The organism is Vibrio sp. 1580, from assembly GCF_033340055.1.
The window spans coordinates 146,798-159,460 of sequence record NZ_JAWOVT010000002.1; the positions used below are offsets into that span (position 1 = coordinate 146,798).

A 12,663-nucleotide genomic window follows, 5' to 3' on the forward strand; every position below is an offset into this window, starting at 1 on the left:
TAGTCTTTGATTGTCAGAGGCGACTGACAAAACCATACCAACTGTGACAACCAAACCTCTATTAAAGCAGGATATTATTCCTTCAACTTTGTGTTTTAGGAGTAGTCATTAGACTACCCAATAATTGTTGGAATAAATAATGACGAAACGTTGGCTTGTCTCCGCTGTGAGCATCGCGCTGCTCGGCGGTGGTACGTATTTCTATCTCCAATCTGCTGCTCAACCAGAATTGCTGCCTACATTGATTGTGGAAAAAGGCACGATTGAAAAACAAGCGGTGGCTGTTGGTAAAATTGTCCCTGCACACTCTGTGTCTATCAAGTCACAAATCGACGGTATCGTCGGTGAAGTGTACGCGAAAGTTGGTGAAAAGGTGAAGCAAGGCCAGCCGCTGATCAAAGTGCGTCCAAACCCAACTCCCCAAGCATTAACGGATGCATCGGCAGAACTCATGCGTAGCGAAGCCGATCTGGAATCCGCCAAACAAAAACTGTCCAACTTAGAAAGCTTGGTCAAGCAGGACATTATTCCAAGTAACTACGACGAATACGTAAGTGCGCGCTCGGCAGTCAAATCTGCGCAAGCGGACGTATTGCAAAAGCGCCAGAATCTCGAACTCATCCGCAGTGGTGAGGCGTCTATCGGCGATGCGCGTTTAACGTCGACGATCTACGCGCCAATTGATGGCACAGTACTCAACCAGAAAGTAGAGGTCGGAGAGCCGATCATCTCGACTCAATCAAGCCAAGCCGCGACTGAAATGATGTCATTGGCCGACATGAACAGTCTGATTTTTAAAGGTAGCGTCAGTGAGCATGATGCTGCGCAGTTGTCTCCGGGAATGCCCGTTATGTTGACGGTTGCGCCTTATCCTGATGTGGCGATTTCTGGTGTGCTAACCAAAGTGGCGATTCAATCTGAGAACCTTAACTCACCAGAAGGCAACGCTTCGGCAAAAAGTTTTGATAACGGTTTTGAGGTTGAAGTGGGAGAACTCAAGATCCCACAAGATGTGTTGCTTCGTTCTGGGTTTTCGTCGACGGCTCAAATCATTCTTAAGAAGTCTGAAAACGTACTCACGCTACCGGAGCGCGCTCTGCAATTTGATGGTGACGCACCGAATGTTCTGATCCCCGATAGCTCAGAACAAGGGTTTCATAAACAACCTGTGAAACTCGGTCTGTCAGATGGCATCAATGTCGAAGTGCTTGACGGCGTGGAGCTTGATGAAGAGGTTATCGACAACAGTATGATGGGAGCGGCGCATGGTTAAGCTGCAACGATCAACAATCGCCTTTGCATTGTTGGCTGCCACGCTCAGTTTGCCGACCTACGCAATTTCTATTGAACAAGCTTGGCAACAAGCAAAGCAGAACGATCCAAATTACGAAAAAGCGAAAATCGGCGTCCAGCTTGGCGAGGTTGGCGTACAGAGTAGCCGCAGTGCGTTATTGCCGGGTTTAAGTGCCAGTGCGTCAGCGGATTGGAATGAGTCCTCAAGCCATTCGAACAGTTACGGCGCTACCTTATCTCAAACTATTTGGGATAGCAGCTTGTGGTCGGAACTGGATCAAGCGAATGCCAATTATCTCAAAGCACAGTTAGAGCTATCTCAATCGCATAACGAGCTTGCGCAGAAGTTTCTCACTGCTTACCTAGATGTGGCAAGCGCACAGGGCGACCTCAAATTGGCGCAGTCCAAGCTGGAGGAGGGGAAAGAACTTCTCAACATCATCGAGAAACGCTATCGAGCAGGCAAAGTGAAGTCGGTTGATGTTGAAGAGATGCGAGCGAATCAAGTCTCTGAGCAAGCAAGTATCCTCAATGCAAAAGCCGATCTCGAAGTGAAAAAAGCAGATCTTGCGGCGTTAATCAATCAAATGCCCGAGAGTGTCGACCAAATTCGAACGGATTCTTTGATTCAGCCACCGATGCTGGTGAACTCTCAGGAGCAATGGCTAAAGCTAGCGACAGACAGCAGTCCAGAGCTGTTGGTGGCGGCGCAGATGGTGAAAGCGAGCGAGTTCGCGAAAGATTCAGCTAAAGGTGGATACTACCCGACCGTCAAAGGCAGTGTGGGCTACAGCGATGGTGACAATCGTTCAAACGGCGAGTTTAACGCTGGGATTAGTTTGAGTTTGCCGATTGACCTCAATGGTGCAGTGCGAGCGAAAGTGGACGAAGCATCGTTGAACATTTTAAGCGCCAAGCAAGATATGCGTAGAGTGGAAATTGATATTCAGAAACGAGTTATTCAGCAGTTTACGCAGGTCGATATCAACTGGAATCAAGTTTTGATAGCGAACGAGCTGGTTGAGTCGCGCGCCAGAGTGTTGCAAAGCAAAGAGAAACTTTACGACGCTGGTCTGCTTGAAGTGTCGGAAGTTATCAGCGCACACAACAGCTTGTTTGAGGCGAAAAACAGTCTGCAAACCAACTTGTACAGCTACTGGCGTAAGAGAATCGGCTTACTGCAAACCGCAGGGAAACTCGATGACGATACCATGGCGTTGATCTCTCGGGCTTTTCATTCATGAGCAGCCTATTGCAACAAACTTGGCAAACGTTGATGGCGCACCGCATGAAGAGCGTGCTAGCCATTATCGCGATTGCTTGGGGCGTGATCTCTGTGGTGGTGTTAATCGCACTTGGCGAAGGCTTTTATCGCCATCAGACCCAGTCGTTTTCGTTTATGATCAACAATGTGCAAGTGGTGTTTCCATCGAGCACCAGTAAACCGTGGCAAGGGTTACCTTCAAGGCGACAAATTGATATTCCACAAGAAAAAGTCGACATGATCAAACAGTCGGGCTTCGTGCAACAGGCGTCGAGCGTTTACGCCAAATGGGATGTGAATATCACCAATCTCAAAGGACAGAATTTATCGAGTACGGTCAGCGGTATTGATACGTCTTACTTTCCTTTAATGCAACGCAAGCTGCAATCCGGTTCGAGAAACCTGTCACCCAGTGATATGGACAACCACACTCGCGTGGCGGTGTTAGGCGATCAAATTGCGCAAATGGGCGGAATCCAAATCGGGGATAGGCTCAAAGTCAACGGCATTCCGTTTTTGGTGATTGGGATAACCGTTGGTGAGGACACTGGCATTTCATTCGGCGATAGCCGCACGGTTTTCATTCCTCAAACAACGTACCGCGATTTGTGGGATGCGAAACCTTGGATGGTATTGATGAAGCCGAGAGAAGGGATGGATGCATCGTCGTTTCGACAAAATATCGTGAACTTTTTCGCCAAGCAGTTTCATTTTGACCCAAGTGATAAAGATGCGGTCGAATTACCCGATTTTAGTGAAGGTGCGGCGGTCATCAGTGGAATTTTGCGTGGCATTCAGATTTTTCTCGGAGCGAGTGGCGCGATGACCATGGCGGTCGGTGCGCTTGGCGTTGCCAACATCATGTTTTTATCTGTCACGGAGCGCACGCGTGAAATCGGTGTGCGTTTGGCGATCGGGGCGACTCAAAAATCCATACTCAGTCAGTTTATTCTTGAGGGGCTTATTTTGGTAGCCGTGGGCACGGCATTAGGTCTGATGTTTTCGTATGCAGTGGTATCTGTCCTAAGCAGCATGGCATTACCGGAATGGATGGGTTTACCTGTGATCACGCCAGATTCCATTGCTTGGTCTTTACTTGTGACGCTTATCTTGGCATTGATGGCATCGTATTTCCCAGCAAGGCGAGCATCACGTCTCACACCAGTCATTGCTTTGAATGCGAGGGCCTAGTCATGTTGTTACCGATGAGACAAACTTTCCAAGAAATGGCCGCAGAAAAGTTGAGATTGGGTTTGACCATTCTGGCTGTAGCGTGGGCGACCCTCTGTATCGCTGCTATGTTGGCGGTAGGTGAGGGCATTCGTCAGGGCGTATTGAAAACCGCACAAAATGGTAACGGCAACTTGATCTATTTGACCGGAGGGATGGCCACCGTCGACCACGGTGCTTTTCACCAAGGCAAGTTTCTGACATTAAAAATGGACGATTCAGAGGTCGTTCGAGCGTTACCCGATGTAAAAAGCGTTGCGCCAACGGCGAAGTGGAAAGAGCGTATCACCGTTGGTGACAGAAGCTCGTGGCAAGAGCCGTTAGCGGTCACGAGCGAGTTTCAATCCATGACCAATTTGGTGCCGATGGCGGGGGGGCGATGGTTAAATCCACTCGATCAAAAAGAGACCCGCAAAGTCGTTGTACTGGGTTATGAACTGGCAGCCGACTTATTCAACCCGAATGAGGACTTTAGTTGGTTTGCGACAGTCACATTGCAAGTCAAACCTGTGGGGCAAAAGGTAAAAATCGGCAATGAGGAGTTCACCGTTGTGGGCGTATTGGAGAAAAACAGCGCCCAAATAGAACTGGGGGATCTTATCAACTATTCCAGCTTTGTGCCGTTAGCGACGTGGAAGCGATTTCATGTCAACGGTGAAATTGGTGGCATCAATGTGCAGCCACAAGCGGATGTAGACCGAGAAGCCTTAGCAAAGACGATCAGGCAAGTGATTGCCCGTAAACACGGGGCAAGTGTCAGCGATGAGCAGGTCGTCCAAGTTGACGATATGTTCCTTAAACAAAAGAGTATGCAGCAGTTTCTGATAGGTTTGCAGAGTTTCCTTGGCATTATCGGCTTCGTGACGTTAGCTGTTGCTGGCGTCGGTATTGCCAATGTGATGTATGCCACCGTAAAGCGATCTACGCGTGATATCGGTGTGCGCATGGCAGTCGGTGCAACCCCAACGGCTATTCGCATGCACTATTTAGTACAGTCTTTATTGACAATGATGATGGGGGGGGCGTTTGGGTTAGCCGTGACATACGCGCTGGTGTCTGCCATCAGTTCCATTCCTTTAGAGGGCAATGCCTTTTATGAACAACTGGGTAAACCTGTCCCTGAGTTGTCGTGGATCGTTGTCGCGATTGTCATCCTCACCTTAGTGATAATTGGTGTGGCATCTGCATGGTTACCTGCAAACCGAGCCGCAAAAGTCAGCCCATTGGAGGCGCTACAAAGTGAATAACAACAATAACTCTGGAAAGAACATGTCGAACAAGCCGCTTGTTGAGCTGACCAACATCTGTAAATACTACTCAAGCGGGGAGGCGGAAGTTCGCGCGCTAGACGGCGTTGACTTAACCATTAATCAAGGCGAGTTTCTTTCGATTCTTGGCCCGTCCGGTTCAGGCAAATCAACGTTGATGAACATGCTCGGCTGTTTAGACAAGCCCACCGATGGCAAGTACCAACTTGGCGGCCAAAACGTCGCAAGTTTAAGTGCGAATGAGCTGGCTGGCATTCGTAACCAAAAGATCGGATTTGTCTTCCAAAGCTTTAACTTATTGGAATACGCGACGGCGCTTGATAACGTGGCACTGCCGTTGGTTTACTCTGGTATCAAAGCCAAAGAACGTCGCCAGCGCGCAGCTAAATTGCTAGAGCAAGTCGGGCTAGGGGATCGTTTAGACCATAAACCAAACCAGCTTTCTGGTGGTCAAAAACAGAGGGTCGCGATTGCAAGAGCCTTGGTCAACGATCCGCAAATCATCTTAGCAGATGAACCAACGGGTGCATTGGATTCAAAATCCGGCGCAGAGATTGAAGCCTTGTTCAACCAACTCCACGCCGAAGGTAGAACGCTGATCATCGTGACGCACGATAACGCTCTGGCAGAGCGCACTAAACGCATCATCACCATCAAAGACGGCAAGGTGATTTCGGATAGGGTGCCGGTAAGTAGGGAGAAATGAGCTTTTCTTAATTGAGAACTGAGTTTTAAGGGAAATAGCGATACAGAGGCTATCTCCCTTTACTTTTATTCGCGATGTTCGTTTTGTCTCTCTTTTATCAAGTCATGCTTTTGTTCTTTAAGTAGAGTGATTGCGAGCTTAGTGTCCTCAATCAATTTACTGTTATCGTTGAGATCTTTGCTCTTCAAAGGCAAAACTAGATAATGAATGCTGCCATCTGCATTCTGTACTCCGGTAGCGATGATGACATCACCTTCAGACGCCGTACCAAAATACTCTGATACGACTTTGGTTTCGCTGACACCGTAGCTATCCAAATAGGATGACTCCGTATTGTCAAACAAGATAGGAACCCCTTGCTTAGCTAATGTTCGCAATTGTTTTTGCTTTTTCTCGTCGAATGGATAGTCGGTCGTACTGATGTAACTTACCTGTTCAGCTTCAATAAAATCGTACAGTTCATTGCTCAGTTCATTTAATGGGGCAGATATCCAAGGTGTAGCTGGAATGACGTCGGAAGTATCATCATTGCGACTTAGTGGTGTTGGAGCGGTAACAACCTCTTGAGCAGCATTGCTCTCAGGAGGCGTTACACTTATTGTCGCAGCGTCTTCTGTCTTGATTTGCTCGTCAAGGCTTGCAACAGGTTCGGTCTGGGCATTCTTGTTATTTGAATTAATCAGAAATATGGCGAGTACTGCACCAAGTGCTAGCGCCGATCCAGTCAAGAGTTTTTTGTTACTTGTCATGTGTCATGTCTTACCGTTTATTTCATTAGTAAATGCGGCGGCCACTTATTTATTCCGTGGCCGCAGGCTAATAAGTTAGTGGTAGAGATCGTCATTCCAAGAGATAGTTACGGCTCGGCTAGTCTCTGTCCATTGACTGCTATCACGATTTTTCTTCCAGGTATTTTCTGGTGTGGTATACCAGCTACACCAGTCGCGACCAAAGTAGTAATTGGTTTTTCGCCAACCAGCAACCAGCTTGACCTCTGATGTATCTAGGCCATCTTGAATGTCATTTTTTCTATATACGACGCCGACTTGTGGTTTAAAATCTGAACGCATAACGACAGGTAACTCATTGTAATCTATCAAATTACCCATGTCACAACTGGTCCAACGATACAATAACCAGTCTTTAGCTGGCGTATTATGGCGGATAGTCTTGTTTTCAATTAACCAATTAATGCTTTCGTTAGCTTGGTTAAAATCGGCGACCGTTTGAAACTCGGGCTGGTCGTACGTTACACGGTTGCTCCAGGAGATTTCCCCACTAATATTTGGAGAAGTAGAAGCACTGAATCCAAGGTTAAAATCTAGAGACTCACTGACAGATGCCGTTGCAATGGTGTTTTCTGGAGCATGGCTCATGTGGCGTAAAGGGGCGCCATTTAAATAGCTCAGTGCCAGCTTAAAAGCCGTTGGAACGGTGTAACGGTAATCTCCCCCAGTAGCAAAACCATAGATTTGTTCTTTGTTTGGAACATTAGTCATGTCGAAGCCAGAACCGCCATTTAGGATCAACTTGGCTTCTTTAGCGCCATTTGGTAGCAAAGATTGGTTCCAGACATTTTCTAAAGAATAAATTAAGCGGATTTTTTTCGAGCGTGCATCACCATCATCAAGCTGAAGCAATGTCGAAGTGTAAGATTTCAATGTATCTTCAGCATGTGCTGGTGCTAAAGAACCAAGTAAAGCGAGTGCGATAATACTCGCGGAAAGATGCTGTTTTTCCATTATTTTTTCCTATTAGTCAGCCCATAAAGACTTTTGTTTTAAACCATCTTGATGGGCACTTTATAATTATGGACAGGTTATAAATTCAAGCTCAATAAATGAGCGGTGAAATAGTGCATCTTGTTTTTTATTAAAAAAAGAAAAAGGATAGATTCGTGGGATTAATGTCTCATAGTTTTTAAATTCACCACTCAACTATAATAAATAAGAATTTGGTTATTAAGTCTTGTCTTTTTAAGTTATTGCTTAATTTTAATTTTCTAATGTTGTATTGAGATTTTCTATTGATAAAAGTGAATTTTATAAATGTTAGCCATGTTATTTTTAGGGTTTTTGTTATACCAAATTAAGTAAAGTATCGTTATGTGGTTATCTCGGGTTTATGGGTTTAATTCAAATTAAAACAGTGGCTTATGTTTTTTTTGTTATTATTTTTTTAGAGCTTAATGTAATAGTTTAGTGATAAAGTCCGTCAATGAAGTTGCCATGTTCGTGTATGAAGTTATATGTGCTTTTACAGCAGGAAATTAAACTTTACGTTTAAGATGGTAAAGATAGAAAAAGAAATAAATAAGATTATTAAATAATCATGTTTCGAGAATATAAAATGTAACGTACTTCTAATTAAACGAATGCTTGAATAAACGATGGAGTGTGAAAAGTGCTATTTAAGTTACGCTGCCCTATATTCCAGTTGGTGCCTTGTTCATACAATGCGTTTTCTCGGCTTAAACTGGTTTACGTACTGCTAATCTCTTATCCGTTTCTTAATTACACATATTGGCAATATGCTCGCCAAGTTACGTGTATTGGTGTCAATGAAAAACAGTATCTACGATAGCTCTCTCAGGGTTGGAACTGCCACTATGAATTTCCTTCATGTTCAATGTGAAACAATACCAATATTACTCAACTCGTGAAGCAAGTATAAAAAAAGGACTGCTCTGGTGTTAGGCACTGCGACGGTCGTTTTTTGTACGAACCGTTCGTCGTAAGTGCTGTGCAACCTAACGATTGGGAAAACCAAAAAACAAAAAATGTCCCCATGCACAGAGTTAGGAAAAGTCTGCTTTATCTAAGGAAATAGGATACCAACTCACGATGAATAACGATTTCACATTTGCTATCAAAAGCATTCGCTTTGATGAGAATTACCAACCATCAGACAACACGCGAATCACTACCAACTTTGCTAATCTGGCTCGCGGAAACTACCGCCGAGAGAATCTGCGCAATGCGCTCCGAATGATCGATAATCGTTTTAATGCGTTGGCATATTGGGATAACGCGCAAGGTGACCGCTACTCAGTTGAACTTGAAATCATCTCTGTTGATATGGATATCCAAGGTAGTGGAGAAGCATTCCCATCGATTGAAGTGCTCAAAACTAACATTGTTGACCACAACACTAACGAGCGTATCGAAGGCATTGTGGGCAACAACTTCTCTTCATACGTGCGTGATTACGACTTTAGCGTTTTGCTGTTGGACCACAACAAAAACCAGCCACAGTTCAGTATCCCAGCGAACTTCGGTGATTTGCATGGCAAACTGTTCAAAGCTTTCGTTAATTCTGAGTCTTACAAACAGCATTTCAAAAAGCTGCCAGTGATTTGTCTGAGCGTATCGGACAACAAGGTATATCGACGCACCGAAAACCAACATCCTGTTTTGGGCTTTGAATATCAGCCGAACGAATCTTCGTTGACGGAGCAGTACTTCAAAAAGATGGGCTTACAGGTGCGCTACTTTATGCCGCCAAACAGTGTTGCACCATTGGCATTCTACTTCTTCGGTGACTTGTTGAACGATTATTCAAACCTAGAGCTTATCAGTACGATTAGCACGATGGAGACATTCCAGAAGATTTACCGACCTGAGATTTACAATGCCAACGCGGTTGCCGGTAATTGCTACCAGCCAAACTTAAAAAACCTAGACCACTCGCTAACTCAAATCGTTTACGACCGAGAAGAGCGCAGCCAACTGGCGATTGAACAAGGGAAATTTGCCGAGGAGCATTTCATCAAACCTTATCAATCTGTGCTTGAACAATGGTCTGCAAGCTGCGCGTAATCGATAACGAGAATCTAGAAAGGAATGACGATGAAAACACTATTACCGACTTCAACGGCTGGCAGCTTACCGAAACCTTCTTGGTTGGCCGAACCAGAAAAACTTTGGTCACCGTGGAAACTGCAAGGTGAAGAACTGATTGATGGCAAACGCGATGCGCTACGTGTCGCTTTGCAAGAACAAGAACTGGCAGGCGTTGATATCGTCAGTGATGGCGAGCAAACTCGGCAACATTTTGTGACGACCTTTATTGAGCATTTAAGCGGCGTAGATTTTGAAAACCGCAAAACGGTGACCATTCGCAACCGTTATGAAGCAAGTGTTCCGACTGTGGTTGGCCCAGTAAGCCGCACAAAGCCCGTGTTTGTTGAAGATGCCAAGTTCTTGCGTCAGCAAACTAAGCAACCTATCAAGTGGGCGCTGCCAGGCCCTATGACGATGATCGACACACTTTATGATGATCATTACGGTAGCCGTGAAAAGCTGGCTTGGGAATTTGCAAAGATCCTCAACCAAGAAGCGAAAGAGCTTGAAGCGGCAGGTGTCGATATCATTCAATTCGATGAACCTGCGTTCAATGTGTTCTTCGATGATGTGAACGAGTGGGGCATTGCATGTTTAGAGCGTGCGATTGAAGGGCTGAAATGTGAAACGGCGGTGCATATCTGCTATGGCTACGGCATCAAAGCGAACACAGATTGGAAGCAAACGCTAGGCACTGAATGGCGACAATATGAAGAAGTATTCCCTAAATTGCAGCAGTCAAATATCGATATTATCTCGCTTGAGTGTCATAACTCACGAGTGCCTATTGAGTTACTTGAGTTGATTCGCGGTAAGAAGGTGATGGTTGGTGCGATTGACGTCGCTACCAACGAAATTGAAACGCCACAAGAAGTAGCGAACACATTGCGAGAGGCGTTGAAGTACGTTGATGCCGACAAGCTTTACCCATGTACCAACTGTGGTATGGCACCTTTGTCTCGTGAAGTATCGACCGCTAAGCTCAATGCGTTAAGTGCGGGTGCGGAGATCATTCGTAAAGAGTTGGTGGGTTGATATTAATACTTAGGCTCCGCACCATGAACTAAAATTAGGGTCAATCTAGCGAGTTTAAACGAGACTAGGAATCTGATTACAGCTCGCTAGGAAATGACGATAACTTTTGCACTTCAAAGCACTCGGTGGGTAGATCCTGAATCACGCTCGTCCCTCGCTGTTCAGGATGACGGATGTTGGGAGATATGTTACTCACATACCCAACTATTTGGCTTGTATTCAAATTTGGGTTATGCCAGCGAGTCTAGACGAGACTAGGAATCTGATTACAACTCGCTGGGAAATAGCGATAGTCTACGAACCTCAAAGCACTCGGTGGGGAGCTCCTGAATCACGCTCGTCCCTCGCTGTTCAGGATGACGGATGTTGGAAGATACATCGCTCGCCACAAAACCGATATTTGAGCAGCTCCAAGATAGGGTCATTCCAGCGAGTCTAGACGAGACTAGGAATCTGATTACAGCTCGCTAGGAAATGACGATAACTTTCGCACTTCAAAGCACTCGGTGGGTAGATCCTGAATCACGCTCGTCCCTCGCTGTTCAGGATGACGGATGTTGGAAGATACATTGCTCGCCACAACCCTAGGTATTGGATCTGCTCCAAGATAGGGTCATTCCAGCGAGTCTAGACGAGACTAGGAATCTGATTACAACTCGCTGGGAAATAGCGATAGTCTACGAACCTCAAAGCACTCGGTGGGTAGCTCCTGAATCACGTTCGTCCTTCGCTGTTCAGGATGACGGATGTTAAGAGATACGTTACTCACCTACCCAACTATTTGGCTTGTATTCAAATTTGGGTCATTCCAGCGAGTCTAGACGAGACTAGGAATCTACTAACTCACTGGAAAATGGCGATAACCTCAGAACTTCACAGCACTCGGTGAGTCGATCCTGAACCACGCTCGTTCCTCGATGTTCAGGGTGACCGTTTTAAATAAAAATGCCGCTCACAGTAAAGTGAGCGGCATACATTTCCCGTTTCCAGCCTCGGCCAGATTTAATTCAACTCTACGTTCTTAATCTCAGGATGCTTTAGCAACATCACACGAATCCAGTGATGCACCACCCACATCACCATCGCGGTGAGCAGAACCGCAACGAAAATCGAGCTGAAACGGTACAAGATCGAAAAGAACGCGTCTTTTTGTTCTGGCACCAATGAGGTCGTCAGCGGAACCGATAGGGCAGACATGGCAGAAAACGCGATAGCCGCTTTAATTTGCCCCTTGGTGAGCCACAAGCAGAATGGCCCCATCGCAATGGTAAAGGCGAGCCAAAAGAGTAGCCCATGCCCATACCAACTGCCCAATATGAGCTGAACAGCCATCCCTGCGATGCAGCCTAGTGCGGTGCCGATGATGCGAATTTTTGCCATGGCGAGCGAGCCCGCTAAAGTCATTGGGGTTAGGATGATCAAAATGGAAGCTTGTGCGGATAGCGAGTCATATAAGTCTGCTACTTGGAATACGATAAATGCCGCCATCGCCACTACCCAACCCATGGCAACTTGGCTGATGTAGTCAATATCGCTTTTTACGGGGGTCGATATCTCAATGTGTTCGGCGGAGGATTTTGGCTCAGGGAACAACCAATACGCGAATGCGCAAACAAAAATATTGCTGAACGCCATCACCCACATGTTGACATTGAACTCTTCAATATCCATGAAGTTATAGCTGGCAAAATTCAACACAATTGAACCCACCAACAGCCCCATGTAACCAAACAAATAGGTTTTCTGGTTCATCATTGCAATGCACTTGAACAGCATCATGATTCCGACGGCAATGGTCATTAATGTTGGATGAAACTGCAAGTATTCCAGCAAAAATGTGGCTTGTATGGTTGTCCACACCGCAGAGAAAAACACGATCAATAAAGCCGCTAGATTAAAGTTGTCCATTCTGCCCAATATAAACAGCGGCATCATGATGGCAAAAAATCCGTAAGACCAACCGAAGATCATGCTTAGCGCGAGTCCTAAAGAGCAGCCGAACCAAATTCGTAAGGTTTTCATTGT

The 12,663-nt window shown here is 45.8% G+C and carries 10 protein-coding genes; 7 read left to right on the top strand and 3 right to left on the bottom strand.

The features are described 5' to 3' along the window. Positions 1-139 precede the first annotated feature (139 nt). Genes R7093_RS03725 through R7093_RS03745 form a run of 5 tightly spaced genes read left to right on the top strand, consistent with a single transcriptional unit; the run spans position 140 to position 5,761 of the window. Positions 140-1,273 (top strand): efflux RND transporter periplasmic adaptor subunit, encoded by a 1,134-nt coding sequence (locus tag R7093_RS03725; protein ID WP_005457947.1) that lies wholly within the window; start codon positions 140-142, stop codon positions 1,271-1,273. Continuing rightward, positions 1,266-2,537, top strand: a complete 1,272-nt coding sequence (locus R7093_RS03730) for a TolC family protein (protein ID WP_047103361.1) — start codon at positions 1,266-1,268, stop codon at positions 2,535-2,537. Before R7093_RS03725 ends, R7093_RS03730 begins: the two co-directional genes overlap by 8 nt. Then, complete coding sequence (locus R7093_RS03735; protein WP_318146511.1) at positions 2,534-3,748, top strand: ABC transporter permease; 1,215 nt, start codon at positions 2,534-2,536, stop codon at positions 3,746-3,748. The genes R7093_RS03730 and R7093_RS03735 overlap by 4 nt, the downstream gene beginning before the upstream one ends. 2 nt (positions 3,749-3,750) lie before the next feature. Next, a complete protein-coding gene (locus R7093_RS03740; RefSeq protein ID WP_047103357.1) occupies positions 3,751-5,034 on the top strand; it encodes an ABC transporter permease in 1,284 nt (427 codons plus the stop codon). A 22-nt stretch (positions 5,035-5,056) separates the two neighbouring features. Continuing rightward, positions 5,057-5,761 (top strand): ABC transporter ATP-binding protein, encoded by a 705-nt coding sequence (locus tag R7093_RS03745; protein ID WP_025767247.1) that lies wholly within the window; start codon positions 5,057-5,059, stop codon positions 5,759-5,761. A 65-nt stretch (positions 5,762-5,826) separates the two neighbouring features. Here R7093_RS03745 and R7093_RS03750 read toward each other — a convergent pair whose 3' ends face one another. Together R7093_RS03750 and R7093_RS03755 are read right to left on the bottom strand one after the other, a co-directional pair. Continuing rightward, positions 5,827-6,510 carry a hypothetical protein gene (locus R7093_RS03750; protein ID WP_047103354.1) on the bottom strand — a complete coding sequence of 228 codons (684 nt, stop codon included), beginning with the start codon at positions 6,508-6,510 and terminating at the stop codon, positions 5,827-5,829. 75 nt (positions 6,511-6,585) lie between these two features. Next, complete coding sequence (locus tag R7093_RS03755; RefSeq protein WP_318146512.1) at positions 6,586-7,503, bottom strand: leukocidin family pore-forming toxin; 918 nt, start codon at positions 7,501-7,503, stop codon at positions 6,586-6,588. 1,101 nt (positions 7,504-8,604) lie between these two features. Here R7093_RS03755 and R7093_RS03760 point away from each other — a divergent pair. Together R7093_RS03760 and R7093_RS03765 are read left to right on the top strand one after the other, a co-directional pair. Next, a complete protein-coding gene (locus R7093_RS03760; RefSeq protein WP_005376733.1) occupies positions 8,605-9,579 on the top strand; it encodes a DUF1852 domain-containing protein in 975 nt (324 codons plus the stop codon). Positions 9,580-9,609: 30 nt separating this feature from the next. Further along, positions 9,610-10,638 carry a methionine synthase gene (locus R7093_RS03765; RefSeq protein ID WP_047103352.1) on the top strand — a complete coding sequence of 343 codons (1,029 nt, stop codon included), beginning with the start codon at positions 9,610-9,612 and terminating at the stop codon, positions 10,636-10,638. A 1,002-nt stretch (positions 10,639-11,640) separates the two neighbouring features. Here the strand turns inward: R7093_RS03765 and R7093_RS03770 are convergent. After that, on the bottom strand, positions 11,641-12,660 hold the full coding sequence (locus R7093_RS03770; RefSeq protein ID WP_047103350.1) for a DUF2955 domain-containing protein: 1,020 nt from the start codon (positions 12,658-12,660) through the stop codon (positions 11,641-11,643). Positions 12,661-12,663 lie beyond the last annotated feature (3 nt).